Origin of the sequence: Mesorhizobium hunchu (assembly GCF_040081975.1) — a bacterium.
Lineage (GTDB): Bacteria > Pseudomonadota > Alphaproteobacteria > Rhizobiales > Rhizobiaceae > Mesorhizobium > Mesorhizobium hunchu.
The window spans coordinates 602,339-628,368 of record NZ_JBEBMG010000001.1 but is presented as its reverse complement, the minus strand read 5'-3'; the positions used below and the strand labels follow the sequence as shown (position 1 = coordinate 628,368).

Genomic DNA, 26,030 nt, shown 5'->3' with positions numbered 1-26,030 from the left:
CTGGTCAGGCGTTATCGCCGCGCAGCGCCGCTATCACCGCCTGCGTGACTTCGTCTGTATTGGCCTGGCCGCCGAGATCCGGGCTCAGATGCTCTCCGCGGCTGGTGACGACCTCGATGGCGTTCATCAGCCGGGCCGAAGCCGCCGCCTCACCGAGATGGTCGAGCATGAGGCAGGCCGTCCAGAAGCAGCCGAGCGGATTGGCTATGCCCTTGCCCATGATGTCGAAAGCCGAACCGTGGATAGGCTCGAACATCGACGGGCGGTTGCGGGTCGGGTCGATATTGGCGGTCGAGCCGATCCCGAGCGATCCGCCGAGCGCGGCCGCCAGATCCGACAGGATGTCGGCGTGGAGGTTGGTGGCGAGCACCGTGTCGATGCTGCCGGGCTTGTTGACCATGCGCTGGGTCATGGCGTCTACCAGCATCCAGTCGACGGTGAGGCTAGGATAATCGCGGATAACCGACCGCACGACTTCGTCCCACAGCACCATGCCGTGGCGCTGGGCGTTCGACTTGGTGACGACGGTGAGCAGCTTGCGCGGGCGCGACGCGGCCAGGTCGCAGGCGAAGCGGGCGATGCGCTCGATGCCGGCGCGGGTGAAGACGGCGACATCCATGCCGACCTCGATGGGCAGGCCGCGATGGGCACGTCCGCCGACGCCGGCATATTCGCCCTCGCTGTTCTCACGCACGATCACCCAGTCGATCTGCCTGCCCAGTTCGGGGCGCAGAGGACCCGTCAGCCCCGGCAGAAGCTTGGTCGGGCGGACATTGGCGAACTGGTCGAACCCTTGGCAGATGGCCAGGCGCAGGCCCCACAGCGTGATGTCGTCGGGCAGATCGGGATCGCCGACAGAGCCGAAATAGATGGCGTCGAAGTCCTTGATCTGGTCCAGCCCGTCCTCGGCCATCATGCGGCCGGTGCGGCGGTAATAGTCGGACCCCCAGTCGAAGCGCTGGAAGGCGAAATCGAGATCGGGTTGCGTCGACGTCAGTGCCTCCAGCACCTTCACCCCGGCTTCGACCACCTCGGTGCCGATACCGTCGCCGCCGATGACTGCGATGTTATGCTTGGACATGACTGTCTTTCTTTTCGATCGCGGCCAGGATAGCGCGGGTCATCCCCTCGGTGTCGGCGGTGCCGCGAATGTCGCCGGTGCGTGTCTCCGGTTGCGCCAGCGCCGAGACCGTGGCCGCCTGCATCAGGCGCGCCGCCGCCACGGCCTTGTCGATGCCGCGGTTGTGGCCGAGCCATTCCAGCATCATACGCGTCGATTCGATCATGGCGTAGGGGTTGACGATGCCCTTGCCGGCAATGTCGGGGGCCGAGCCGTGCGCGGCCTGCGCCATCGCGATATTGCCTTCGCCGATGCACAGGCCGGGCGCCATGCCCAGCCCGCCGACGAGTCCCGCCGCTTCGTCGCTCAGGATGTCGCCGAACATGTTGGTGGTGACGACCACGTCGAACGTCTGCGGGTCGCGCAGCAGGCGCATGGCGAAAGTGTCGACGATGACCTCGTCGACGACGACGTCGGGAAACTCTTCGGCGGCGCGATAACATTCCTCGACGAACATGCCGCAGCCGAGCTTGAACACGGTGTTCTTGTGAACGAGGGTGAGCTTCCTGCGCCGGGTGCGGGCCAGTTCGAGCGCCGCCCTGGCGACGCGATAGCTGCCGGGGCGCGTGATGACGCGCACCGAGATGGTGGTGTCCTCGGTCGGACGGAACTCGCCGGAGCCCGCGACCACGTTGCGATCCGGCTGGAAGCCTTCGTTGTTTTCGCGCACGATCACCAGATCGACATCGTCGAACAGGGCGCCGAGCCCGGGGAACGAACGTGTCGGCCTGATATTGGCGAAGAGCCCGAAATGCTTGCGCAGGATCGGGTGCGGGTTGATGGCGCCGTTCACCTTGGGATAGGCGCGATGGCCGATAGGCCCAAGAATGAAGCCGTCCATTGTCGTCAGTTGCTCGAGCGTGCCCTCCGGCATGGTGGTGCCGTGGCTGTCCAGCGCGGAACGACCGATCGGCATGGGGCGCCAGTCGATCTCGAGGCCGGTGCGGGCGGCCGCCGCCTTGGCGACGCGTACCGACGCCGGAACGATCTCGGGACCGATGTCGTCGCCATCGAGGATGCCGATCGTCAGTTGAGCCATTGCTTTGTTCCTGCTGGTCTGGAGGATGCGTCTCAGCCGGCGCGGGCGACCAGCGCCATCAGACGCTCGATGGATGGCTGCTTTTCGAGATCGCGCACCAGAGCGACGACCTCGTCGGCGGCCGCGCGGGGCAGGCGGCCGTGGTCCGCGTTCTCCCGGAATTTTTCCGCGACCTCCTCGTAGGTCATCGGATTGGCCGGGCTGCCCTTGCCGAAATCGGCCTCTCCGTGGATGACGCGGCCGTCATTGAGCGTGACGTCGATGATGGTGGTCATCTTGTGGTAGCCGGCCTTTTCGGCCTTTTCGTCGACGACGAAGTCGATCCTGTCGATCATCGCCTTGACGTCCTCGCGCTGCGTCGTCTCGTCGGTGAATTCGCCCAGGCCTGCCTTGCGATCGAGCAACAGGATCGCCATGCAGAATTCCATCGAGAACTTGGCCTGCAGTTCGTCCTGCGGGCGATGATGGATGAGCGCGTTGGGCATGTTGGAATTGGTGCCGATCCGCACATGCTTGACGTCGGCGGCCTTGATGTCGTTCTCGCGGATCAAGCGCATCATCTCGGTCATGCCGGGATGCGTAAGCGATCCCGACGGGTGCGGCTTGATGGAGACGCCGGGATCGGCGAAGGTCCAGGGCGATCCCAGCCTGTCCATGATGGCGCCGGCGTCGTAGCCGCCGCCGGCGGCGCTGAAGAAGCCGCGCGGCGCTTCCAGTATCTTGTCGGTCGCGGTCCAGCCCATGCCGGCGAACTGCGCCGCCGCGACGCCGCTTTCCGAAGCCCGGCCCGCGTGGAACGGCTTGGTCATTGTGCCGAAATTCTCGCGCAGGCCTGCCGACTGGCTGCCGGCGATGGAAAGCGCGCGCGCGGTGGTCTCGACGTCGAAGCCGAGCAGGGAGGAGGCGGCCGAGGCGGCGGCGAAGGTCCCGCATGTCGCCGTGGCGTGGAAGCCGGTCTGGTAGTGGCGCGGGGCGATGGCTTCGGCGATCTTGCACTCGACCTCGACGCCGAGGTGATAGGCCAGCATCACGTCGGCGCCGGAGGCACCGAGCGCTTCGCCCATGGCGAGCGCAGCGGGCAGGGCAGGGGCGGTCGGATGGGTGAGCAGGCCGTAAACGCGATCCGTGGCCACGGCGAGCTGCGTGTCGTCATAGTCGTCGGCGTGGATGCCGACGCCGTTGGCGAAGGCCGCGAAGCGCGGGGCCACCTTGCGGCCGGCACCGATGACGGTCGCCGCGCCCGTCGCCAGACCAAGCTCGTCGAGATGTCGGCGGACCAGCGCACCGCTTTGCGCGACCGCGCCGGACAGCGCCAGCCCGATGCCGTCGAGGATGGACTTCTTGCCGAGCGCAACGACGTCGTCGGGCAAATCCTTTACGGTGGTGGTGACGACGAAATCCGCCACATAGTTGGTCAGGCCGGTCGTTTTGGCGACGTCGTGCATCGTCGTTCCTCTCCATCTCAAAAGCCGCATTCCGACACGGACAGGTTGCAGCGTCCGCTGGAAGGATCGGCGATGTGGGAGGACTAGAACGGCAATTCTGGTAAACTGTCAACAATTTTTTGTCGACAAATTGTGCCCATGAGCCCCTTTCCGGGCATCACGAATGTCCATTCGTCGGGAGCCTCAATGTCCGTTCGCTGGCGGTGGGGAAAAACTGTCAGGGAACCCTCGGGTTGCCTGTCACGTCCCCTGGCGGAGAATCGCCATCGCCCGTTGCGTACGCATCGCGCCGTTCACGATGTGCGCGCGGCCGGCGGCGAAAGCCTTCTGCTGGTCATGGGCCGCCACCGCCTCAAGGATGGCGCGATGCTCGCGGTTCGAGACGTCGAGGACATCGCCGCTCGCCAGCGCGCGATAGCGCTGTATGTGAAGCTCGCGGGCGAGGCCCAGATAAATCTGGCCGAGGCGGGTATTGCCGCACATCCTTGCCAGCTCGGCGTGAAATTCCAGGTTGACCGGATAATACGCGCTGACCTCGCCGGCCTCGGCCAGCTTGTCCATCCGGTCCACCAGGGCACGCAGCCTGGCGACGTCCTTGTCGGTCGCGTGTTCGGCGACGCCCATCATCATGCAGGCGAAAACGTAAGCGCGCGCCTCGGTGACGTCGCGCGCTTCCTCTTCACTGAGCTCGCGCACGAAGAAGCCGCGATTGGGAATCACCTGGATCAGTCCCAGGGCGGCCAGGGCGCTGCAGGCTTCCCTGATCGGACCGCGGCTGACGCCGAGCTTCTGTGCGAGGGCGTTCTCGTTGATGCGTTCGTTCGGCGTGAATTCCCTTTCCACGATCATCCGCTCGATCTCGTGCTGCACCACATTGGCCAGCGAGCGGGTGCGCAGGAAATCGATGGGCGAGACGCCCGAGACGTTTTCGTTCTCGTTAGCCATGTGCGCACAACCGGACGCGGTCAACGTAACCCGACCCGGCGCGTTCGCCGGTCCCCGAACAATTCCCGTGGAGGATATCGATCACTTCCGCCTCCTTGTCCCAAAGCGGCCTTGCCGGCTGCAACCTTCCGTTCATGACCGGGAGGAGACGGCCTGTTGTCAAGCGCTGTGGCGACAATTGCTGTGGAATTGCCGCTCACCCCGTGCTGCGCTGGCCGACGCTTCCCAAAGTCGAGACCCTGGAGGCGATGAAGACCACGGTGAACGATGCGATCAGCAGCAGGATGCCCAGCACCGCGATGGCTCCGTAATCTCCGCTTTCGTTGAGGTCGTAGATGATGACCGAGACCAGCTTGGTCGGCGCGGTCGTCAGCAGCACCGTTGCCGACAGTTCGCGGATCGTGCCGATAAAGACAAAGCACCATGCCGCGACCAGGCTGGTGCGCAGGAGCGGCGCGGTGATCCGCCACAAGGTCTTGAGACGGGTGGCGCCGAGGATGCGGCTGGCTTCCTCCAGTTCGGGGTGCACGCCGAGAAAGGCCGACGACAATTGCTGGTAGCCGGCCGGAAGCTCGATCGTCATGAAGGCGATCAGCAGGATCCACAAGGTTCCGTAAAGCCCGAATGTCGGATTGGCATAGGCGAGGAAGAGCCCGACGCCGAGCACGACGCCTGGAATGGCGATCGGCGCCGTCGCCAGCATGCCGAGGAAGGACGCGCCGCGAACCGCACGACGCTGCACCAGGTAGGACACGACGAGGGCGATGATGGTGACGATGGTCGCCGTGGACAGACCGAGGATCAAGGTGTTCCAGATGGCGAGCCGGGTGCTTGAGAATTCGAAGAGCACGAAGTGGAAGTTGTGGAGCGTCAGCGACTTCCAGCTCAAGGGCTCGGAGATATTGTGCGTCAGCGCCACCTTGAGCAAGGCGAGATAGGGGAACAGGATCGTCACGCACAGGATGAACAGCACATAGGCGCCGGCGAGCCACTTCCACCGGCCGAGCTTCGCACGCCGCGGCGAGCCGCTCTTGCCGCCGAGCACGGTGTAGCCGCGGCGGCCGAGCAGCCATTTCTGCCCCCAGAGCAGCAGCATGGTGACCGCAAGCAGCGGCACGGCGCTGGCCGCGGCAAGGTCGAGACGGGGTGGGAACTGGAAGTAGCTCCAGATCTTGGTCGTCAGCACATGGAAGCCGGCAGGCAGCGCCAGGATCGCCGGCGAGCCGAACATGGTGAAGGCCTGCACGATCGCCACCAGCGACCCGGCCAGCATCGCCGGAAGCACCATCGGCAAGGTCACGCGCCACAGCGTCGTGCCGGGCTTGCCGCCGAGGATCGCCGAGGCTTCCTCGATGTCGGAAGGCACCTTGTCGAAGGCGTTGGCGACCAGGGTGAACACGAACGGGAAGGAATAGCAGGTCATGGTGAAGACCAGCCCGCTGAAGGTGTAGATGTTGAACAGCGCCTCGGACTGGTCGAGGCCGAACACCCAGCGGTAGATGTTGTTGAGGATGCCGCTGTTGGGGGCGGCCAGCATCACCCAGGCGATGGCCCCCAGGAACGGCGGCGTCACGAAGGAGGCGGTGACCAGGCTGCGGATGAAGCGCTGGCCCGGCATGTCGGTACGCGCGACCAGCCAGGCAAGCGGCGTCGCCACGACGCAGGAGAAGAAGCCGACGCACGCTGCCATGGCACAGGAAATGAAGAAAGCCCGGCGGATCGTCGCATCGGTGAACAGACGTGCCAGATTGGCCAATGTCGGAGAGCCGGCCTTGGTCGTCAGCGCATAATAGCCGAGCCAGAACATCGGCAGCAGGACGAGCACGCACAGCAGCACGGCGAGCGCCGCGAACAGGGGCGTGGACAGGTCGAACCGCGCGCGGCGCCGGCTGACTGCGGTATCGGACACGATGGCTGTGGTCACCTTCCTCACCTTTGATCTGAAATGACCGGAACTGGAGGCTGAGCCACCAGCGGTCCGGTCATGAGCCGGTTCACGGCTATCGAAATTCTCGACGTCGTCCGGTGCCGGCGCGTAGCAGGCACGGCGCGATTGCCGCCTCCCGCCATGCGCCGGCTCCAAAGGGCATCAGGTGCCGAAATATTCCTCGTACTTCTGCTTGATCTCCTCCATCGAATCGCGAACCGCGGCGGGATCGGATTCGAGAAGCTTGATCTGCGATAGTGGCGTGCGGCCCGACTTTTCCTTGACGTCCGGGCGTACCGAACGCAGGCCGCCGAAATCATCGTTCAACTGCTGCGCTTCCTGCGAGAACATGAAGGAATAAAACAGCTTGGCCGCGTTCGGGTGCGGCGCATAGGCCAGGATCGCCGCGTTGCCGTAGGCGATCGACGTGCCTTCGGCAGGATAGATGGGGGTGATCGCCACGCCCTTGTCCTGCAGCATGAACACGTTGTACTCGTTGCCGTCGGCCTGGATCAGCCGCTCGCCCTGCGACAGGACCTTCGGCGGCTCGGTCGACGACTGCACCTGCATCACGCCCTGCTGGCCGAGCTGCTTGAAGAAATCCCATCCGAGAAGCTGGCTCAGAGCGTAGGTCGCGGTCATGACGTTGCCGCTGTAGCCGGGATGGGACTTGACCAGCTTGTCCTTGTATTTGGGATCAAGCAGGTCTTTCCAGGTCTTGGGCGCGTCTTCCGCCTTCACCTTGTCCGACCGATAGGCCATCACCGTGAGCGTGGCGCGGAAGGCCGCATACATGCCGTCAGGATCGCGGTCGGATTCAGGCCACAGCTTGGCGACGTCCTCAGGCACGGCCGGGGTGAGCCAGTTCTGGTCCTTGAACGTCAGGAAGTGCGAGGCGTCGGAGGTCTCGATCACGTCGGCGTTGTGGATGCCGCTCGAATATTCCTGGCCGATGCGCTGGAAGACGCGCTCCGAACCGGAGCGCTCGACCTGGACCTTGATGCCCGGATAGTGCTTCTCGAAGGCCGACGCCATCTTTTCGGCGACCTGCACGTCGGTGGACGTATAGTAGGTGACGGCGCCCTCCTTGGTTGCCGCGGCAACCAGATCGTCAGTTACCATGTAAGGTTCCGGTGGCGCCGCCCATGTCACCTGGCTCCACGCCATTGCGGCGAAGAGCGCGCCTGCTGCGACTTTCATATTCGACATTTTTCTCTCTCCCTTAATGTGCGAGTGCCCGGCAGCGATCAGGTGGGCAATGAAGCCAAACTTGCTGGTTTTCCGGGATCGCAACGTCGACGGACGCGATCGCCCGCACGGTTTCGCCACCTGATAGACTGACGAGATAGTCGCGGTGAGAGCCGAGATAGACCTGGCGCAGGACCTTTCCGGTCGCCCAGTTGCTCAGGTCGCCATTCGGCTTTTCGCTTACGAGATGCAGGTCGTGATGGCGGACTGATACCGCCGTCTGGCCGCTGGCGGGGAAATCGCCGCTGCCGCATTTCAGTATCAGGCCGTTGCCGCAGTCCACCGCATTGTCGCCAACGCGCTTGCCCTTGAAGATGTTGGTGCCACCGATGAACTGCGCGACGAATTCGGAGCGCGGCCGCTCGTAGATGTCCTCGGGCGAGCCCGCCTGTTCGACGTTGCCCTGATTCATGACGACGATGGTGTCGGCCGCTGTCATGGCCTCCGTCTGGTCATGCGTCACGTAGATGGTGGTGTAACGGAACTCGTCGTGCAGCCGGCGGATCTCGAAGCGCATCTCCTCGCGGAGGTTGGCGTCCAGATTGGACAGCGGCTCGTCGAGAAGAAGCGTCTCCGGTTCGATCACCAGCGCGCGGGCCAGCGAGACCCGCTGCTGCTGCCCGCCCGACAGTTCCGCGGGATAGCGTTCGGCCAGGTGGTCGAGCTTGGTGGCCTGGAGGATGCGCCTGGTCTTGGTCTCGATATCGCTCTTGGCCATGCGGCGCAGCCGAAGGCCATAGGCGACGTTTTCGAACACCGTCATATGGGGCCAGAGCGCATAGCTCTGGAAGATCATGGACATGTTGCGCGCCTCGGGCGGCTCGCTGCCGGAAGGCGAAGAAACCACCCGGCCGCCGACGCGGATCCGGCCGTCCGACGGCTGGACGAAGCCGGCGACAAGGCGCAGGGTGGTGGTCTTGCCGCAGCCGGACGGGCCGAGCAGGCACACCAGCGTGCCTTTCTCGATCGCCAGGTCGACCTTATTGACGACCGTCAGAGTGCCGTAACGCTTCGTCAGGCCGTCGAGTTCTACAAAGGCCATGCTTCCTCCCGGCAATTGCTGTGCAGTCCTGCGCCTGCGTCTCCTTGAGGAAGCTTGGCGGAATTTTGTCAATTGTCAACAATTAACTGACGACTATCTTTTCAGGCTGACGCATATCCGGCAGCCGCCGATCAAATCCACGTGTCCGCGCCTTAGCCGAAAGCCCGGAACAGGCCGCAAAAGACGAGGGCGCCGATGGCCATGAGCGTGACGGGGCCAAGGCGCACCTTTTGCGCCGCCAGCGCCACAAGGGCGGCCACGACCCAGGCGATCCAGCCACCCCTGGCGTTTTCCAGCAAGGCGAACACGCTGGAAAGCACCAGTCCGGCGGCGAGCGGGGCCAATCCGTATTTGAGCGCCTTCTGCCACGCGGCATCGGGATAGCGGTTCCAAAGATAGGCGACCGCGACGACCAGAACCGACGAAGGGGTGAAGATCGCGATGGTCGAAACGATGGCGCCTGCCAGGCCCGCCAGATGCCAGCCGATCAAAGTCACGATCAGCGTTCCCGGGCCGGGTGCGACCCGCGATATGGCGAACATGTCGAAAAAACCCTGAGTGGTCAGCCACTGTTGGTCGTCGACGACGGCATGCTGCAATGCGCCCAGGACGGAAGAGCCTCCGCCGATCGCCATCAGGGACAGCGGCGTGAAGACGAAGAGCATGCTTAAAAGCAGATTGTCGTGCTTCATCGGCGTGCCTTCAGAAAACCGATGCCGATGCCGATCGGGGCAAGCACGGCGACGACCACCAGGGTCGACAGGTGGAAGACTGTGCAGCCGGTGAAGGCCGCAACGGTCAGGACGATCGCGGCGATGTCGGTGCAGGCGTAACGCGTGGCAAGATAGCCGACCCACAGGTTCATCCCGGTTGCCGCGACAGCCAGGCCGGCCAGCAGGGCGCCGACAACCGGGTTGCCGCTCCACCGCAGGATCACGTCGCCGATCAGGATGATGACGATTGCCGGCGGCAGGAGAACCGCTGACAGTGCCGCCAACGCGCCGGAAATGCCCCGGCAACGATAGCCCAGCCAGAGCGCCAGATTGGCCACGTTGACGCCCGGCAGGGACTGGCTGAGCGCCAGCCCGGACAGGAAATCCTCGTCGGTGAACCAGCGGCGGTGGGTGACGAACTCGCGGTGCATCATGCCATTGACGCCGCCGCCGATGCTGGTGATCCCGAGCTTGGTGAAGACCAGGAAGAGTTCGACCAGAGCAGGCGGCGTCGAGACGGGCTGCGGTTCTGGACGGGCGGCCGCCACGTGCCGTTCGGCACGGCGATCGTCGTCAAAAACGTCGCTGTTTTCTTTTTGGTCGGTCAAGGCGATCCTGTCGGGCTCAAACAGTGTGATCGGTTCGGCAGGCAATGCCAGGGGCGCCGGCATCGTCTGCCTGGAACAGCGTGGAACGCTTTTTTGCCTACTGTATTCTGTTGACAGTTTTCAGTAAATAGTGGATCAGACTTCTATGCGATCCGAACTCGAATTCCTTCAAAAACATTCGCTGACGAGCGTGCTGCAGCAGGAGCTGGAGGCGCTCATCCTGTCGGGTGAGTTCGCACCGGGCGAACGACTGAACGAGAACGCGCTGGCCGTGCGTTTTTCGGTCAGCCGTGGGCCGGTGCGGGAGGTTTGCCGGGCGCTTGCCGAAAAGGGACTGCTGGAACTCATTCCCAATCGCGGCGTCTTCATGCGGCGCATCGACGAGGCCCAGGCCGCTGAGCTCTACGACGTCCGCGCCGGCCTGTTCGCGACCGCGGCCCGGTTGCTGGCGGCGAGGGTGACCGCACAGGAACTCGCCTATCTGGAAGACCTTCTGGAGGGAATGGAGGCGGCGCTCACGCAGCGGTCGCTGGACGACTATTATCCGCTGAACCTCGAGTTCCACGACTGCATCCTTCGGTTCGCCGGCAACGACCGGCTGCACAGGGCCTATGCGGAACTGATCAAGGAACTTCATATGTTCAGGGAGCGCGCGCTTGTGCAGGGTGGCGGACTCACGGTGTCGAACTCCGAGCATCGCGGCATCGTGGCGGCACTGAAGGCGGGCGACGCGCCGCGAGCCATGGAAATGGCCTTCGCTCACGTGCAGAGCGGCAAGAGCCGCATGGTGCTGCATCACGACAAGCCTGCGCAAGGCGACGGTGGCGCGGAAAGCAGAACCGCACCCGTCAAAGAGCCATGATGAGCGGGACCGGCTGCTCCCTTCCGTCAAGATCGGCGTCTTCGCCGGTCGCCGTAATCGAACTCGGGAGAGCGGTTTGGAACTGACAAGGGAACTCGAAGGCCGTGTCGCTTTAGTGACCGGAGCAGCCCGCAACATCGGCCGCCTGATGGCGCTGGACCTGGCCAATGCGGGCGCTGCCGTGGTGGTGCATGCGCGACGCTCGAAGGCGGAGGCAGACGCGGTGGCGGACGAGATCACCGCCGGTGGCGGCAAGGCCAAGGCGATCCTGGCGGACGTGACCGATCCGCAAAGCGTCAAGGCGCTGGTGCAGGCCTCGGTCGAGCAGTTCGGCCGCCTCGACATTCTGGTGAACAGCGCGGCGGTGCGGCGCGAGACGGCGTTCGAGACGATGGGGCTCGCCGAATGGCGCGAGGTGGTGTCGACGATTCTCGACGGCGCTTTCCTGACCACGCAGGCCGCCCTTACCCATCTGAAGGGGTCCGACCAGGCGGCGATCGTCAATATCGGCGGGTTGTCGGCGCATACGGGCGCGGCGGGAAGGGCGCATGTCGTGGCCGCCAAGGCCGGGCTTTCGGGGCTGACGCGAGCGCTGGCGCACGAACTCGCCGGCGACGGCATCACGGTGAACTGCGTGTCGCCCGGCATGATCGACACCGTGCGGGACGGCCCCGAACCGTCGCACCATGCCGGCAGGCTGCCGCCGGTCGGGCGAATGGGAACGCCGCAGGAAGTCGCTTCGCTTGTGCGCTATCTGTGCGGGCCTGCCGCGCGCTACATCACCGGCCAGACGATCCACGTCAACGGCGGCACCTTCATGGCCTGACAGACCGCTGGGTTGTGCCGCCAAGGGACTATACGCGGCAACTGTGCGAGGCGGCCGGTCGACCTCGGATTCCGGTTTCGTTTCGATAGTGCTGCCGGTGTGCGGCACCCGGTCGCTGTCTACAGCGCCCCGGCGACGGCCTTGCCGCAAGCCGCCGTATCGGCAGGGCCGCCGAGATCGCGCGTGCGTGCGGCGGGCTCGGCCAGGACCGTCTCGATGGCCGTGACGATCGCCGCCGCCGCCTCTGCCTGCCCGAGATGATCCAGCATCATCGCCGCCGACCAGATCTGGCCGATGGGGTTGGCGATGCCCTGGCCGGCGATGTCAGGCGCGGAGCCGTGCACCGGCTCGAACAGCGAGGGGAAATTGCGCTCGGGGTTGATGTTGGCGCTCGGCGCGATGCCGATGGTGCCGGTGCAGGCGGGGCCGAGGTCGGAAAGAATGTCGCCGAACAGGTTCGACGCCACCACCACGTCGAACCAGTCGGGATGCAGCACGAACTGCGCGGTCAGGATGTCGATATGGTATTTGTCCCAACGGACATCGGGATAGGATTTGGCCATCGCCTCCACCCGCTCGTCCCAATAAGGCATGCTGATCGAGATGCCGTTGGACTTGGTCGCCGAGGTCAGGTGCTTGCACTCTCTTTTCGCAGCGAGTTCGAAGGCGAATTTCAGAACCCTGTCGACGCCGATGCGCGTCATCACCGTTTCCTGCATGACGACCTCCCGCTCGGTGCCGGCGAAGATCTTGCCGCCGATGGAGGAGTATTCGCCCTCGGTGTTCTCGCGGACGACCCAGAAGTCGATGTCGCCGGGGCCGCGCCCGGCGAGCGGGCTCGGCACGCCCGGCATCAGCCGCACCGGGCGCAGGTTGACGTACTGGTCGAATTCGCGCCGGAACTGCAGCAGCGAGCCCCACAGCGAGACATGATCCGGCACGCCGGCCGGCCAACCCACCGCGCCGAAGAAGATGGCGTCATGCGAGCCGATCTTCTCCTTCCAGTCGTCGGGCATCATCTGGCCGTGCCTGGCGTGATAGTCGTAGGAAGCGAAGTCGAACCAGTCGAAGGAGAGGCCGATGCCGAAGCGCGCGGCGGCTTTTTCGAGCACGCGCACGCCCTCGGGTACGACCTCCTTGCCGATGCCGTCACCCGGGATGACGGCGATGCGGAAGCTGTTGGACTGGGTCATGCGGTGTCTCCCTGCTTCAGGCCTGCGTGCCGGCATTCCTGCGGCCGGCAAGCTGCGCGGCCAGCCGGATCGCGTTTTCCAGCGCGCCTGTCGAGGCGGCGCCCTTGCCGACGATGTCGAAGGCCGTGCCGTGCGCCGGCGTCGTGAAAACGGTGTCGAGACCGGCCGTCACCGTCACGCCGCGGTTGAAGCCCCGCAGCTTGGTCGCGATCTGTCCCTGGTCGTGATACATAGCCACCACACTGTCATAGTCGCCGGCGAAGGCCTTCAGGTAGATGGTGTCGGCGGGGAAGGGCCCCTTGCAATCGATGCCGGTGGCCGCTGCGGCCTGCACCGCCGGGCCGATCAGGTCGATTTCCTCACGGCCGAACAGGCCGTTCTCGCCGGCATGCGGGTTGAGCGCGGCGACCGCGATACGCGGCTTTTCGATGCCGGCGCGGCGCATGGTGCGATCGACGAGGTTGATCGCCTCGATGATGCTGTCGTGGGTGATCTGGTCGAGCGCCGTGCGCAGCGAGACATGCGACGTCACGCGCGACATCCATTGGCCGTCGAGCACGTTCATCTCGGAAAAGTAACCTTTATGGTCAAGCAGATGCGCGAACATCTTGTGCTCGTCCGGAAACTTCCAGCCGCCGGCATGGAGCGCCGCCTTGTTGAGCGGCGCGAAGGTGATGGCGTCGAACTCGCCCATGACCGACCGCTTCACCGCTTCGGCCAGCGTCTCTCCGGTCAGGCGACCGGACTCGGCCGAGACTTCCGCGCGGGGCAGGGCTGTCGGATCGATGTTGCCGAGGTCGATCAGCGGAACGGCGGGGGCATCCCAGTCGATCGCCGCGACGTCGGCCACGCTGTCGATCGCCAGGGTGACGCCGGCATCGCGAGCGCCCATTTCGAGCACGCGCCGGTCGCCCAGCACGACGATGTCGGCGACATCGGCGAGCCGCCTGTCGGAAACCACGCGCGCCACGAGTTCCGGCCCTATGCCGGTCATGTCGCCCAGAAGTAGGGCGAGGCGGGGCCGGGGCGAAGTCGCGTCGCCGGTCGAGCGTTCCGGAAGGGCCATTGATCTCACCTCGGGCATGGAAACGTTCCGATCGAGAGGCGGTGTCGCGCCGTGCGCCCAAAAAGTCAACTGAAAATTGTTGACAGTATTCAATTTTGGAGCAAGGTTTGGACGTCATTCCGGAGACACATCATGACCAGCCAGACCAGTCCGTCATCCGCCGCAAGCGCGGCCATGCCCCCTCTGGAGGCGAACCACAAAAGCCTGATGGAAGGCTTTTCCTACCGCCGCATCAAGACGCGGGGCGCGGAAATCAACGTCGCGGTGGCAGGCGAGGGACCGCCGCTGCTGCTGGTGCACGGCAATCCGCTGACCCATGTGAGCTGGCACCGCATCGCGCCCAGCCTGGCGAAATCCTTTACCGTGGTGGCGATGGATCTGCGCGGCTACGGCGACAGTTCAAAGCCCGAGGGCGGGCCGGACCACGCCGCCTATTCCTTCCGCGCCATGGGCGAGGACGGATTCGACGTGATGAGCGAACTCGGCTTCGACAAATTCGCGCTTGCCGGCCATGACCGGGGCGCGCGGACGGGCTTTCGCATGGCGCTCGACCAGCCGGACAGGATCACCCGCTTCTGCGCGCTGGATATCATCCCGACCCACCATCTGCTGACAAACGTCACGCTCGGGTGGGGGCTGGAGAGCTATCACTGGTTCTTCATGGCGCAGAAGGCGCCGTTCCCCGAGAAGCTGATCTGCGCGGACCTCGACTATTACATCCAGTACAAGCTGAACAAGAAAGGCGTTGGCCTGCAGATATTCACGCCCGAGGCGTTCAAGGAATACGCCCGCTGCACGACGCCCGAGCAGATCCACGCCGTATGCGAGGACTACCGCGCGACGGTGACGCTGGACCTCGCCCTCGACACGGCCGATTTCGGCAAGAAGAAGATAGAGTGCCCGGTGCTGGTGCTGTGGGGCTCGAACAGCCATGTCGGCCGCCACCTCAAGCCGATCGAAGCCTGGACGCCGTGGGCGCCCGACCTGCGCGGCTGGGCGATCCCGACGGGCCACTATCCGGCCGAGCATCGCCCAGATCTGGTCTATGAGAGCCTGTGGAGTTTCTTCAACGGCCTCGAACCCAAGCCGTACGACGCCGAAGCGGACCGGGCCGCCTGAACCATGTCCTCCCCGGCCGCGAGACGCGGTTTCGGATAGGGACATGCGAAAAACGATGACCTGCAGCCTGTCGCGTGACGCCCGTTTCACGCGACAGTTTCGGCTTCTCGCTCGCCATTCCGCCGTTTGAAGGAAACATATGGCGGCGGGAACAGAAATTGATCAGCATGCGCGACCGGTCCGCCAAAACCGCTCGCATCGAGGGAAAGAACTGGTACGCCCTAGGGGAGTCGAACCCCTCTCTGCACCGTGAAAGGGTGCCGTCCTAACCGATAGACGAAGGGCGCAGCCGGGGCCTGTATAGTGGCGTTGCTCGCTATGGGCAAGCCCGCGACAGTCGGGAAAATGCAACTTTTTTCGGCTTACTTGCGGCGCCGGCAGCGCCAGTTCCAGTCGCGTTCAGGGCCGACGTCGACATGGACCGAATTCGTGTGGCAATAGGTGCCGACGCCGCCACGTCCGGGCATGGAGCGGGCGAAAGCCGCCAGTTCCCATTTGCTGACGCCCGGCACCTGGATGTCGGCCGCGGCGCAATACATATGCAGCGAATTCCTCGCCCCGCGCGCCCTGCGGTTGCGATTCGGATCGCGGAAGCCGGAGGTGACGACGAGCTTCTTGCCGTAGTGGCTCTCGATCGTCTTCAGGACGCGGACCAGAGCGGGCTTGAGGCAAGCGACGTCGACGCTCTCGGTCTGCTTGAGCAGGCCGTTCGGCGCAAGGCGCGCCAGGCCGGCCGCGGAGGCGACCTCATAGGAGCCGCCGTCCTCGTTGATGTCCACGTCGCTGTCGTCGTCGATGCCGGACTTGCGGGTGATCTCGAACAGCGCCGTCTTGCGCACGCCCGGCAGCGAGTCGCCCGACCAGCCTTCGCCGGATCCGGTCGAGGCGAGCGCCAGCGGCTTGGCTTCGGTCTTTGCCGAGGCAAGCGTCACCACGGGCTTTGCAGGTTCGTTCTCGTCGATCAGCGGTTTGGGCGCAGCCGGTGCTGGCGCGGGCACCGCCTTTCTGGACGACGATCCGAAGAACGAAGCGAGGAAGCCCTTCTTTTTCGGCGCAATCGTCTGCTGAGTCATCTGCTGTTGCGGACCGGGACCGGCGGTCACGTAGACGGGATTGTCCATGACCGGCTTTTCGGTCGGGGTCGCGGGAGCTGTATTCGCCGCCGTCTGCGTGGCTCCCGGCTGCCGGCTGGCATCGGCCAGGGCATCAGGCGTCGACCCGGCGATCGCATCGGCACCGCTTGGTGTGGATATCTCAAGAGCGGTCGCGGAGGCGGCCGCGGTCGGCCTGGTCATCGGGACATAGGCGACCTGTTCGGGAAGCGGCGTATCGCCCTCGGCGCTCATCAGCGCCTGTGGCGCGGATGGCGTGGCCTGCGCCATGGCAGCCTGGTCGGTCATGCCTGCCTGCGAGCCGCCTTCCGTGGTCGAGGCAGCGCCCGGCATCGAATTGTAGGCCGGCATACCGGCCGAAAGCGTCGTGTCGTTGACGGAGGTGCAGGAAGCGACCAGCGCAGAAAGCAAGACCGCGGCCAATGCGCGGCACTCTCCTCTCGCGAGTCCAGCTTCCTTCGATTTCAAACCGGCTTCCCCCTCGCATTTCGGCCCGGAACGCCGTCCCCTCTTCGGACGATGCTGTTTCCGCCGCCGGAAACGAGACCTGTAACAATTTCGCAATCCTCGGAAAAATTCGCCGCAGTCGAGGATTCGCCGTCAGATTCATGCTTGACCGTGACCATTTCGCCCGCTTTGGCGAATGCGTCAACTCACCAGACATGACAGTCTGTTACATTATAAAAGGTTGCGTGAGGCTGGCGCGGCCAGAGCGGCGCGCCATTTGCGGGGTGGGCCGATCCCGGCGCTGTCGGAACCGGCTCTGGATCGGCCCTGAGTCGAATTGAACCATCCCCGGAGCCAAAGGGCGCGGACGACGCGTCAGGCGCGCATCCTGACATAGGTGCCGGGCGCTTCGCCAAGCGGTTTCAGCCTCTTCCCCGGCTTGCGGGCAGAGACGCGGCGGGCGTCCTGCTTTTCGATCCATTCGTGCCAATAGGGCCACCATGATCCGGGATGCTCGGTGGCCCCGGCCAGCCAGTCCTCGAGCTCGCCTTCGGGCTTTCCGCCCGTCCAATATTGGTATTTCTGGCGTGCCGGCGGATTGACCACCCCGGCGATATGGCCCGAGCCGGCGAGGATGAACTCGACCTCTCCGCCGAAGAAACGGCTTCCGAGGAAGACCGATTTCGCCGGCGCGATGTGGTCTTCCCTGGTGGCGATGTTACAGACCGGAATGGTGACGTCGGCCAGCGAGATCGCGTGGCCGCCCATTTCCATGCGTCCGTTCGAGAGATTGTTCTCGAGGTAGCAGTTGCGCAGGTAGAACGAGTGGTTGGCCGCGCCCATGCGGGTGGCATCGGCGTTCCAATAGAGAAGATCGAAGGGCAGGGGGGCCTTGCCGCGCATATAGTTGGAAACGACGTAGGGCCAGATCAGGTCGCCCGAGCGCAGCATGTTGAAGGCCATCGCCATGCGCGTGCCTTCGAGATAGCCCTTTTCGCCCATCGCCTGTTCGAGCGCGGCGATCTGTTCCTCGTCGACGAACACCTTCAGGTCGCCTGCATGGGTGAAATCGACCTGGGTGGTGAAGAAGGTCGCGGACTTGACGCGTTCGTCGCCTTCCTTCGCCAGCAGCGCGAGCGCCGCCGCAAGCAGCGTGCCGCCGACGCAATAGCCGATTGCGTTCACCTCCCGCTCGCCCGTCTCCTTCTCGATGATGTCGAGCCCGTACTGAACGCCCTCGCGGGTGTAGGCTTCCCAATTCTTGGAGCCGTGGCGCTCGTCGGGGTTGACCCAGGAAATGACGAAGACGGTATGTCCCTGCTCGACCGCCCAGCGGATGAAGGATTTCTCCGGATTGAGGTCGAGTATGTAGAACTTGTTGATCCAGGGCGGACAGATCAGCAGAGGCCGCTTCAGCACCTTTTCCGTCGACGGCTCGTACTGGATGATCTCGGCGATGTCGCTGCGCCCGACGACCTTTCCCGGCGAGACGGCGATGTTCCTGCCGATCTCGAAGCGCGAATAATCGGATTGCCTGAGCTTCAGGTCGCCCTTGCCGGCGGCGATGTCCTCGGCGAGCATCTTCATGCCGCGAACCAGGTTTTCGCCGTTCGTCGCGACCGTTTCGCGGAACAGCTCCGGATTGGTGAGGATGAAGTTGGAAGGCGAGATCGCGTTGGAAACCTGCTTGACGTAGAAGCCGGCCTTATGGCGCGTATGCTCGTCCAGCCCCTCCGCATGCTCGACGAGATCGTTCGCCCATCGCGACATAACCAGATAGGCCTGCTTGAGAAAGTCGAAGAAGGCGTTCTTGCCCCATTCCGGGTCCAGAAAGCGCTTGTCGCCGCGTTCGGGCGCGAGCTCGGGCTCGCGGCTCTCGGTGCCGCTCATTTTGGCAATGGAATTCGCCCAAACGCCCATGTAGCCGGAGAATAGCCGCGTCTGCGCTTCCAGCGCGCGCTGCGGATCGGACAGCCAGTATTCGGTGAGCTTGGAGAAGGTCCGCACCATGTCCGCCATCGGCTCGGCGACGTGATCGCGGCGCTCGCCCGTTTCGCGCGGTCCAGCCCATGCGGACGCGGCCTTGCCCGCCTGCTCGATCATGCGCGCGACGTTGAGCGCAAAGCGCTCCGGGTCCTTCACCAGATATTGCTCGACGGAAGGAGAGTCGTTTTCCTCCGCCTTGCCGGCGCCGGGTGCGTCAGCCATGATATGCGCGGTTCCTCCCTGGAAGCGTTTCCTTGACACAGTATCATGGGACGTCGGATAGGGTCCAATGCACATTGTCCGCTTCGGCAGGAAAACAATATGGCATATTCGGCAGGTCGAGCTGTTCTTTCCCACGCCGGAGGTATCGGCTGCGCGGTGCTATGCGTCGTCGCTCTCGGACTGGGCGGTTGCGCGAGTTCCAGTGCGGACAATGCCGGGCCGACGGCATCCGGGCCGAACGTGGTCGGCCCCCAGGACACGGGCACCTATCCCAATTTGAACATTCCCATGCAGCAGGCGGCGCCGCAGTTGAGCGATGCCGACAGCAAGGCGAAGCTCGCGTCGCTGGCCGCGCAGGGCCATGCGACGCAGCGCAGCGTCGGCGCGCCTCCGAATCCGAGGGATTCGGCCCAACTCGGGCAACTCGCCAGAAACCACGGCAAGGATACCTTGAAGGCGATCGGCGCGAAGTGCGATCCGACGCTCGACCCCAACTGCAAATAGGCGTATAGGCCGCGGCCAGTTCGCCCCCTCTTTGTCTGGAACCGCAATGGAAGAGTTTCACAAGGTTCGCCGCCTTCCGCCCTACGTCTTCGAGCAGGTGAACCGGCTGAAGGCCAGCGCGCGTTCGCGCGGCGCCGACATCATCGATCTCGGCATGGGCAATCCCGATCTTCCCACGCCCAAGGCGATCGTCGACAAGCTGGTCGAGGTCGTGCGTGACCCGCGCACGCATCGCTATTCCTCGTCGCGCGGCATTCCGGGGCTGCGCCGCGCCCAGGCCGCCTATTATGCGCGCCGATTCGGCGTGAAGCTCGATCCCGATACGCAGGTGGTGGCGACGCTGGGTTCCAAGGAAGGCTTCGCCAACATGGCGCAGGCGATCACCGCGCCCGGCGACGTGGTGCTGTGCCCGAACCCGACCTATCCGATCCACGCCTTCGGCTTCATCATGTCGGGCGGCGTGATCCGTTCGCTGCAGGTCGAGCCTGACGACGGCTTCATCCCGGCGCTGGAGCGGGGCGTGCGCCACTCGATCCCGAAGCCGCTGGCGCTGATCCTCAACTACCCGTCGAATCCGACGGCGCTGGTCGCCTCGCTCGACTTCTACAAGGACGTGGTCGCCTTCGCGAAGAAGAACGACATCATCATCCTGTCGGATCTCGCCTATTCCGAGATCTATTTCGACGGCAATCCGCCGCCTTCGGTTCTGCAGGTGCCGGGCGCGATGGACGTCGCGGTCGAATTCACCTCCATGTCGAAGACATTCTCGATGCCTGGCTGGCGCATGGGCTTCGCCGTCGGCAACGAGCGGCTGATCTCGGCGCTGACCAGGGTGAAGTCCTATCTCGACTACGGCGCCTTCACGCCGATCCAGGTGGCGGCGACGGCGGCGCTCAACGGCGACGGCTCCGATATCGCGGAGGTGCGCGAGGTCTACCGCAAGCGCCGCGACGTGATGGTCGATTCCTTCGCCCGCGCCGGCTGGACCATTCCCGCGCCGGCGGCCTCGATGTTCGCCTGGGCGCCCATCCCGGAGCCCTTCCGGCATCTCGGGTCGCTGGAGTTTTCCAAGCTGCTGATCGAGCATGCCGACGTGGCGGTGGCGCCGGGCATCGGCTTCGGCGAACATGGCGACGACTATGTGCGCGTCGCGCTGGTCGAAAACGAGCATCGCATCCGCCAGGCGGCGCGCAGCATCAAGCGATTTCTCGCGACGAGCGCGAAGCAGCCCAACAATGTTGTGCCGCTCGCAGCGCATCGCTAAGAACGGCGCGACTCTGGACATTGACCGGAGTTTTCAGGTCGTCATTCCGGCCCATTGACGAAGCGAAGGACGAGCCGGAATCCATTCCTGACCTTAGACAGGTTACGGAATGGATCCCGGATATGCCGACAGGCTTCGCCTGCGGCCTTCCGGGATGACAGGTTCCCATATCGCCGACCAAACGGCTCGGCATCGTCGTTGAGGACTATTCGAGGATGGCCGAAGCATTGCGTATTGGAATTGCCGGTCTCGGCACGGTCGGCGCATCCGTGGCGCGGGTGCTGCGCGACAAGGCGGTCGAACTCACCCGCCAGTGCGGGCGCGAACTCGCTGTCACGGCGGTCTCGGCGCGCGATCGCTCCAGGGACCGTGGCATCGAGCTTGACGGCGTGCGCTGGTTCGACGACCCGGTCGAGATGGCGCGGACGGCCGAAATCGACGTCTTCGTGGAACTGATCGGCGGCGACGAGGGGGCTGCCCGCACCTCGGTGAAGGCGGCGCTGGAGGCCGGGCGCCATGTGGTGACGGCCAACAAGGCGCTGCTTGCCAAGCACGGCGTGGCGCTGGCCGAGATCGCCGAGAAGAAGGGCGTGCTGCTCAACTACGAGGCGGCGGTGGCCGGCGGCATTCCCGTCATCAAGACGATGCGCGAGGCGATGGCCGGCAATTCGGTGTCGCGCGTGTTCGGCATCCTCAACGGTACCTGCAACTATATCCTGACGCGCATGGAGGCGGAGGGACTGAGTTTTCAGGATTGTCTCAAGGACGCGCAGCGCCTCGGCTACGCCGAAGCCGACCCGACCTTCGACATCGAAGGCAACGACACGGCGCACAAGCTGGCGATCCTGACCAGTCTCGCCTTCGGAACGAAGATCGCGGCCGACGACATCTATCTCGAAGGCATTTCCAACATCACCCAGGCCGATATCCGCGCCGCCGGCGAACTCGGCTACCGGATCAAGCTGCTCGGCGTGGCGCTGGTGACGGAAAGCGGCATCGAGCAGCGCGTGCATCCGACCATGGTGCCGACCGCCAGCGTGATCGCGCAGGTGCATGGCGTCACCAACGCCGTCGCGATCGAGACGGATATATTGGGCGAGCTTCTGCTGTCCGGGCCGGGCGCGGGCGGCAACGCCACGGCCTCGGCCGTGATCGGCGACATTGCCGACATCGCAAAGAGCCGGCCGGGCTTCCAGCACGGCCCGGTCTTCGGCCGCCCGGCGAAGGAATTGAAGCCTTACAAAAAAGCGCGCATGCGTGCCCATGCCGGCGGCTATTTCATCCGGCTCACCGTGCATGACCGGGTCGGCGTCTTCGCCGCCGTCGCCAAGCGCATGGCCGACAACGACATCTCGCTGGAATCGATCGTCCAGCATTCGGCCGGCCCGAGCGATCCGTCGACGAAGACCGTCATCCTCGTCACCCACGAGACCACGGAAGCGGCGGTTCGCAAGGCGGTCGAAGGGATCACCAAGGACGGCCACATGGTCGACAAGCCGCAGGTCATCCGCATCGAGCGGGCCGGGTGACCGCTGCTGCGATGATTCCGGTTTATCTTTCAACCTTTTGATATTTCTTTCGTTTTGAAAAGTGCGTACGGTGGTCTTGCCGCTGTCGTTGGGCTCTGACAAAAGGGTGTGGGCTATCCGACAAGCGCTTTTCGATAAAACGCCCATGACCATCGCCCGGACCATTTCCGTTGGCCTCGACCCAATCAATGTGCGTCATCAAGACCTCGAAAAGTTTTGATTCCCGCCGCTCGCGCGGCGCATAGTGCGAATGATGAGTCGGTTCGTGCAACGCGTCCCATGACGGGCGAAAAACGGTTTTTCCTGGATGTGCGCCGGTCGGCGGGCGGTCTTGCCTGGACGCACCGCCTTTCCGAGCGGCAGGACATGGCCGCGCTCGCCATCGCCCAGGACCACGGCCTGCCGGATATCGTCGCGCGGGTGCTGGCCGGACGCGGCGTGTCCGCCATCGATGCCGCGCGGTTTCTCGATCCGACGATCCGCGATCTTCTGCCCGACCCGTCTTCGCTGACCGACATGGACAAGGCCGCCGGCCGGCTGGCCGAAGCCGTTGCGAGGAAGGAGAAGGTCGCCATCTTCGGCGACTACGACGTGGACGGCGCGGCGTCCTCCGCCTTGCTGAAGCGGTTCCTCGCGCATTTCGACATGCCGAGCGAGATCTATATTCCCGACCGCATTTTCGAAGGCTACGGGCCAAATCCCGATGCGATGCGAGACCTGGTGTCGCGCGGCGCGCGGCTGATCGTCACCGTTGATTGCGGCACCAACAGCGCCGCCGCCATAGAGGCGGCAAGAGAGGCCGGCGCGGACGTGGTGGTGCTGGACCATCACCAGGTGGGCGGCGCGCTGCCGGCTGCCGCCGCGGCGGTCGTCAATCCGAACCGGCAGGACGACCTTTCGGGGCAGGGGCATCTGTGCGCCGCCGGCGTGGTTTTCCTGGCGCTGGTGCGTACCGCCGCGCTGCTGCGGGAACGGACGCGCGACACGGCCATGCCCAGCCTCCTGGACCTGCTCGATCTCGTCGCCCTGGCGACCGTCTGCGACGTGGTGCCGCTCACCGGCGTCAACCGCGCTTTCGTGGTCAAGGGTCTGCAGGTGATGCGCCAGCAGAGCAATCCCGGTCTCGCGGAACTGGCGCGCGTGGCGCGCATCGGCGAGCCGCTCAACGCCTTCCACCTCTCCTTCATGATAGGGCCGCGCATCAATGCCGGCGGGCGCATCGGCGACGCGGCCCTCGGCAGCAAGCTGCTGGCCACCGACGATCCGGTGGAGGCGCGGACCATCGCCGAGACGCTCGACCGGCTGAACCAGGAACGGCAGGCGATGGAGCAGGAGATGCTGGCGGAGGCGCGCGCCGAAGCCGACGCGGAACTCGCGGGCGGCAACGGCCCGGCGATCATCGTCACGGCGAGCGACGCCTGGCACCCCGGCATCGTCGGATTGATCGCCTCGCGCCTGAAGGACTACGCTCGCCGGCCGGCTTTCGCGATCGCGTTCAATCCCAATGGCGTCGGCACAGGCTCGGGGCGGTCCGTGACCGGCTTCGATCTCGGGCGATTGGTGCGCGAGGCGGCGGAGGCCGGACTGATTGTCAAGGGCGGCGGCCACGCCATGGCGGCCGGTATCACCGTCGAGCGCGCGAAGCTCGGCGCCCTGCGCGCCTTCTTCGAGGATCGGGCGGCTGCCGACGTGTTCCGTTTGCAGGATGAGGAAAGCCTGTCGGTCGACGCGGCGTTGGCGGCCGAGGGCGCGACTCTCGGTTTGCTCGATTCGCTGGAAAAGGCAGGCCCGTTCGGCGCCGGCCACATCGCGCCGCTGTTCGCCCTGCCGCGCCATCGCCTGATCGACGTGCGGCAGGTCGGCGCTAATCATCTGCGCGCGGACCTGGCCTCTGAAAGCGGCGGTCGCATCCAGGGGATAGCCTTCCGAGCGGCCGATACGCCTCTGGGAGACTTCCTGTTGCGCAACCGGGGCGCGACCGTGCATGTCGCCGGCTCGCTGTCGGGCAATTACTGGAACGGGACGCGCCGGGTGCAGTTCCGCATCGTCGACGCCGCGCCGGCCTGACGGCCGTCAATCCTGCAATCTGAACAACCCTGAAATCGCGACGATCAGCCAGCCGGCGATCAGCGCCGTACCGCCGATGGGGGCGGCGTAGGGAAAGAGCCGGTCGTCCAGCAGATCGCGCGAGATGAGGTCGCCGCAGAAGAAGACCAGGCCGAAGACAAGCACGAGCGCGCCGAGCCGCAGTCCTCTGTTCGCCGCTGCGAGCCCGATGGCAAGCAGCGCTGCCGCATGAAAGAGCAGGAAGTTCGCGGCCGTCCCGGTGAAGGCGCCGCCGCGATGCGCGGCCAAGGCCGACAGGGTGACGCCGACCGCACCGCACAGACCGGCAAGCACGACCAGGGTGCGGCTTGGTCTGGCCGATCGTATGCTTGCCATGGCCGGTTCTCCTCGATGCGGATACGGTCTATGCCGCTCCGTCGGCGCTGGCAATCTCCGCTTTCTCGTACCGTGCGCGCATCAGCCAATTGTAGAGCGCGCCCAGCGCCATCAGGAGCGCGGTCGCCAGGAACACCGCCCTCATGCCGAAATGACCGCCGACGAAGCCGCCGAGCAGCGGGCCGGCGACCTGGCCGACATACTGTGCCGAGATCGACAGGCCGAGCACGTTGCCGCCGACGCCGTCCGGCACGTTGTGGCGGATGACGCTGGTGATGGCAGGCAGGAGCCCGCCGAGCGCCAGCCCCATCAGGAAGCGCAGCGCGATCAGCTGCCAGCCTTCGGTGACGAAGGCCTGGGGGATGAGCAGCAGCGCCGAGACGGCCAGCGCACCGACGACCACGCCCCAATGGCCGACGCGGTCGGCGAACCGGCCGAGTCGCGAGGAAGACAGGATCGACCCGAGCGCGGCCGCCGACATGACGATGCCGGCGATCCACGTGACGCGCGACGGATCGTCTACCAGTTGCTGCACATAAACGGTGATGATCGGCTCGATCGACATGGTGGCGAACATCAGCAGCATACCCGTCACCAGCATGGCGACGACGGGACGCTTGTCGGGAATCTGTGCCCATCCGCCCTTGCGTGGCCCGGCCTGCTTGCGAGGTTTTGCGGCGACGTCCTCCTTGATGAGGAAGGTGGTGGCGAGGAAGGCGAGGAAGATCACCCCGCCGGCCAGCAGGAAGGTGGCGCGGATGCCGATGAGCGGCGGCAGGCCGCCGCCGATCAGCGGGCCGACCAGATTGCCGGCCATGATGCCGGCCGCCAGCGTGCCGAGCGCCCAGCCCGAGCGCTCCTTCGGCGTCTGCATGGCGACGAGGATGGTGGAGCCGGAAGAGTAGCCCCCGGCGAAGCCGATCAGCAGGCGCAGCAGCACCAGTTGCCAGACGCTCTGCACCATGCCGGTCAGCGACATGCAGATCGCCATGCCGAAGGAGGCGCGCACCAGCATGACCTTGCGGCCGTAGCGATCGCCGAGCCGGCCCCACAGCGGCGCGACCAGCGCCGCGGCGAAGAAGGTGGCGCCATAGGCGATGCCGGACCATTGCACGATGGCGGCGTGGCTCTTCGCGCCCAGTTCCTCCACATAGAGCGGCAGGAAGGGCAGGAGCAGCGTCATCGCCACGATGGTTGTGAAGGAGCCGAGCAGGCAGACGACGAGGTTCCTCCGCCAATGTCGATTATAAACGGTGCTGGCGTCTGCGGTGTCCTGGTTGGGCATGATCCTGGCCTGTCGGCGGAGCTGTTGAACTGGACACCGTTTTGGGATACCAGATTGGTATACGTCATGGACCCGCCCGTTCGACC

At 65.0% G+C, this 26,030-nt stretch carries 22 protein-coding genes and 1 tRNA gene; 7 read left to right on the top strand and 16 right to left on the bottom strand.

Features of this window, described 5'->3' with window-relative positions; all coding sequences use genetic code 11:
- Positions 1–4: 4 nt before the first annotated feature.
- From ABMA46_RS03070 to ABMA46_RS03030, 9 genes are all read right to left on the bottom strand, one after another.
- Positions 5–1,081: a tartrate dehydrogenase gene (locus tag ABMA46_RS03070; RefSeq protein WP_348997800.1), complete on the bottom strand. Its 1,077-nt coding sequence runs from the start codon at positions 1,079–1,081 to the stop codon at positions 5–7.
- Positions 1,068–2,159: an isocitrate/isopropylmalate dehydrogenase family protein gene (locus ABMA46_RS03065; RefSeq protein ID WP_348997799.1), complete on the bottom strand. Its 1,092-nt coding sequence runs from the start codon at positions 2,157–2,159 to the stop codon at positions 1,068–1,070. The genes ABMA46_RS03070 and ABMA46_RS03065 overlap by 14 nt, the downstream gene beginning before the upstream one ends.
- A gap of 32 nt (positions 2,160–2,191) precedes the next feature.
- Positions 2,192–3,604, bottom strand: a complete 1,413-nt coding sequence (locus ABMA46_RS03060) for an MmgE/PrpD family protein (protein WP_348997798.1) — start codon at positions 3,602–3,604, stop codon at positions 2,192–2,194.
- Positions 3,605–3,844: 240 nt separating this feature from the next.
- Positions 3,845–4,573, bottom strand: a complete 729-nt coding sequence (locus ABMA46_RS03055) for an FCD domain-containing protein (protein WP_348997797.1) — start codon at positions 4,571–4,573, stop codon at positions 3,845–3,847.
- A gap of 172 nt (positions 4,574–4,745) precedes the next feature.
- Positions 4,746–6,473, bottom strand: coding sequence for an ABC transporter permease (locus ABMA46_RS03050; protein WP_348997796.1), 1,728 nt, complete (start codon positions 6,471–6,473; stop codon positions 4,746–4,748).
- 165 nt (positions 6,474–6,638) lie between these two features.
- On the bottom strand, positions 6,639–7,685 hold the full coding sequence (locus tag ABMA46_RS03045; RefSeq protein ID WP_348997795.1) for an ABC transporter substrate-binding protein: 1,047 nt from the start codon (positions 7,683–7,685) through the stop codon (positions 6,639–6,641).
- A 13-nt stretch (positions 7,686–7,698) separates the two neighbouring features.
- Positions 7,699–8,766, bottom strand: a complete 1,068-nt coding sequence (locus ABMA46_RS03040; protein WP_348997794.1) for an ABC transporter ATP-binding protein — start codon at positions 8,764–8,766, stop codon at positions 7,699–7,701.
- Positions 8,767–8,918: 152 nt separating this feature from the next.
- Positions 8,919–9,458 carry a chromate transporter gene (locus ABMA46_RS03035; protein ID WP_348997793.1) on the bottom strand — a complete coding sequence of 180 codons (540 nt, stop codon included), beginning with the start codon at positions 9,456–9,458 and terminating at the stop codon, positions 8,919–8,921.
- Positions 9,455–10,150 carry a chromate transporter gene (locus ABMA46_RS03030; RefSeq protein ID WP_348997792.1) on the bottom strand — a complete coding sequence of 232 codons (696 nt, stop codon included), beginning with the start codon at positions 10,148–10,150 and terminating at the stop codon, positions 9,455–9,457. Before ABMA46_RS03030 ends, ABMA46_RS03035 begins: the two co-directional genes overlap by 4 nt.
- Positions 10,151–10,232: 82 nt before the next feature.
- On the opposite strand from ABMA46_RS03030, the gene ABMA46_RS03025 reads away from it, so the two are divergent.
- Positions 10,233–10,949 (top strand): FCD domain-containing protein, encoded by a 717-nt coding sequence (locus ABMA46_RS03025; protein WP_348997791.1) that lies wholly within the window; start codon positions 10,233–10,235, stop codon positions 10,947–10,949.
- Between the two features lie 76 nt (positions 10,950–11,025).
- On the top strand, positions 11,026–11,775 hold the full coding sequence (locus ABMA46_RS03020) for a 3-oxoacyl-ACP reductase family protein (protein WP_348997790.1): 750 nt from the start codon (positions 11,026–11,028) through the stop codon (positions 11,773–11,775).
- Between the two features lie 119 nt (positions 11,776–11,894).
- Here the strand turns inward: ABMA46_RS03020 and ABMA46_RS03015 are convergent, their stop codons facing one another.
- Positions 11,895–12,968, bottom strand: a complete 1,074-nt coding sequence (locus tag ABMA46_RS03015) for a tartrate dehydrogenase (protein ID WP_348997789.1) — start codon at positions 12,966–12,968, stop codon at positions 11,895–11,897.
- Positions 12,969–12,984: 16 nt separating this feature from the next.
- Positions 12,985–14,034, bottom strand: coding sequence for a PdxA family dehydrogenase (locus ABMA46_RS03010; RefSeq protein ID WP_348997788.1), 1,050 nt, complete (start codon positions 14,032–14,034; stop codon positions 12,985–12,987).
- A gap of 132 nt (positions 14,035–14,166) precedes the next feature.
- Between ABMA46_RS03010 and ABMA46_RS03005 the strand changes: the two genes are divergently transcribed.
- Positions 14,167–15,153 (top strand): alpha/beta fold hydrolase, encoded by a 987-nt coding sequence (locus ABMA46_RS03005; RefSeq protein ID WP_348997787.1) that lies wholly within the window; start codon positions 14,167–14,169, stop codon positions 15,151–15,153.
- Positions 15,154–15,365: 212 nt separating this feature from the next.
- Here the strand turns inward: ABMA46_RS03005 and ABMA46_RS03000 are convergent.
- The 3 genes from ABMA46_RS03000 to phaC form a co-directional block, all read right to left on the bottom strand.
- Positions 15,366–15,440 (bottom strand) — tRNA-Glu (locus tag ABMA46_RS03000).
- 75 nt (positions 15,441–15,515) lie between these two features.
- A complete protein-coding gene (locus ABMA46_RS02995) occupies positions 15,516–16,688 on the bottom strand; it encodes a D-Ala-D-Ala carboxypeptidase family metallohydrolase (protein WP_348997786.1) in 1,173 nt (390 codons plus the stop codon).
- A 399-nt stretch (positions 16,689–17,087) separates the two neighbouring features.
- The gene (phaC, locus tag ABMA46_RS02990; RefSeq protein ID WP_348997785.1) at positions 17,088–18,920 is read right to left on the bottom strand and encodes a class I poly(R)-hydroxyalkanoic acid synthase; all 1,833 of its coding nucleotides are present in this window, start codon (positions 18,918–18,920) and stop codon (positions 17,088–17,090) included.
- A gap of 288 nt (positions 18,921–19,208) precedes the next feature.
- Here phaC and ABMA46_RS02985 point away from each other — a divergent pair, with 288 nt between their 5' ends.
- The 4 genes from ABMA46_RS02985 (at position 19,209) to recJ (ending at position 24,284) form a co-directional block, all read left to right on the top strand.
- On the top strand, positions 19,209–19,424 hold the full coding sequence (locus tag ABMA46_RS02985; protein ID WP_348997784.1) for a hypothetical protein: 216 nt from the start codon (positions 19,209–19,211) through the stop codon (positions 19,422–19,424).
- 46 nt (positions 19,425–19,470) lie between these two features.
- Positions 19,471–20,688, top strand: coding sequence for an LL-diaminopimelate aminotransferase (locus tag ABMA46_RS02980; RefSeq protein WP_348997783.1), 1,218 nt, complete (start codon positions 19,471–19,473; stop codon positions 20,686–20,688).
- Between the two features lie 215 nt (positions 20,689–20,903).
- Complete coding sequence (locus ABMA46_RS02975; RefSeq protein WP_348997782.1) at positions 20,904–22,217, top strand: homoserine dehydrogenase; 1,314 nt, start codon at positions 20,904–20,906, stop codon at positions 22,215–22,217.
- A gap of 279 nt (positions 22,218–22,496) precedes the next feature.
- Positions 22,497–24,284: a single-stranded-DNA-specific exonuclease RecJ gene (recJ, locus tag ABMA46_RS02970; protein ID WP_348997781.1), complete on the top strand. Its 1,788-nt coding sequence runs from the start codon at positions 22,497–22,499 to the stop codon at positions 24,282–24,284.
- A 6-nt stretch (positions 24,285–24,290) separates the two neighbouring features.
- Here recJ and ABMA46_RS02965 read toward each other — a convergent pair whose 3' ends face one another.
- Together ABMA46_RS02965 and ABMA46_RS02960 are read right to left on the bottom strand one after the other, a co-directional pair.
- Positions 24,291–24,659: a DUF423 domain-containing protein gene (locus ABMA46_RS02965; RefSeq protein WP_348997780.1), complete on the bottom strand. Its 369-nt coding sequence runs from the start codon at positions 24,657–24,659 to the stop codon at positions 24,291–24,293.
- Positions 24,660–24,687: 28 nt separating this feature from the next.
- Positions 24,688–25,944, bottom strand: coding sequence for a multidrug efflux MFS transporter (locus ABMA46_RS02960; protein ID WP_348997779.1), 1,257 nt, complete (start codon positions 25,942–25,944; stop codon positions 24,688–24,690).
- Positions 25,945–26,030: the final 86 nt, after the last annotated feature.

Coding starts and splice junctions, on each gene's coding strand:
- ABMA46_RS03065 (WP_348997799.1), bottom strand. CDS start 2,159: ATGGCTCAACTGACGATCGGCATCCTCGATGGCGACGACATCGGTCCC.
- ABMA46_RS02985 (WP_348997784.1), top strand. CDS start 19,209: ATGCAGCAGGCGGCGCCGCAGTTGAGCGATGCCGACAGCAAGGCGAAG.
- ABMA46_RS03040 (WP_348997794.1), bottom strand. CDS start 8,766: ATGGCCTTTGTAGAACTCGACGGCCTGACGAAGCGTTACGGCACTCTG.
- ABMA46_RS03015 (WP_348997789.1), bottom strand. CDS start 12,968: ATGACCCAGTCCAACAGCTTCCGCATCGCCGTCATCCCGGGTGACGGC.
- phaC (WP_348997785.1), bottom strand. CDS start 18,920: ATGGCTGACGCACCCGGCGCCGGCAAGGCGGAGGAAAACGACTCTCCT.
- ABMA46_RS02965 (WP_348997780.1), bottom strand. CDS start 24,659: ATGGCAAGCATACGATCGGCCAGACCAAGCCGCACCCTGGTCGTGCTT.
- ABMA46_RS02960 (WP_348997779.1), bottom strand. CDS start 25,944: ATGCCCAACCAGGACACCGCAGACGCCAGCACCGTTTATAATCGACAT.
- ABMA46_RS03010 (WP_348997788.1), bottom strand. CDS start 14,034: ATGGCCCTTCCGGAACGCTCGACCGGCGACGCGACTTCGCCCCGGCCC.
- recJ (WP_348997781.1), top strand. CDS start 22,497: ATGACGGGCGAAAAACGGTTTTTCCTGGATGTGCGCCGGTCGGCGGGC.
- ABMA46_RS03060 (WP_348997798.1), bottom strand. CDS start 3,604: ATGCACGACGTCGCCAAAACGACCGGCCTGACCAACTATGTGGCGGAT.
- ABMA46_RS03025 (WP_348997791.1), top strand. CDS start 10,233: ATGCGATCCGAACTCGAATTCCTTCAAAAACATTCGCTGACGAGCGTG.
- ABMA46_RS02980 (WP_348997783.1), top strand. CDS start 19,471: ATGGAAGAGTTTCACAAGGTTCGCCGCCTTCCGCCCTACGTCTTCGAG.
- ABMA46_RS03070 (WP_348997800.1), bottom strand. CDS start 1,081: ATGTCCAAGCATAACATCGCAGTCATCGGCGGCGACGGTATCGGCACC.
- ABMA46_RS02975 (WP_348997782.1), top strand. CDS start 20,904: ATGGCCGAAGCATTGCGTATTGGAATTGCCGGTCTCGGCACGGTCGGC.
- ABMA46_RS03045 (WP_348997795.1), bottom strand. CDS start 7,685: ATGTCGAATATGAAAGTCGCAGCAGGCGCGCTCTTCGCCGCAATGGCG.
- ABMA46_RS03005 (WP_348997787.1), top strand. CDS start 14,167: ATGACCAGCCAGACCAGTCCGTCATCCGCCGCAAGCGCGGCCATGCCC.
- ABMA46_RS03035 (WP_348997793.1), bottom strand. CDS start 9,458: ATGAAGCACGACAATCTGCTTTTAAGCATGCTCTTCGTCTTCACGCCG.
- ABMA46_RS03030 (WP_348997792.1), bottom strand. CDS start 10,150: ATGCCGGCGCCCCTGGCATTGCCTGCCGAACCGATCACACTGTTTGAG.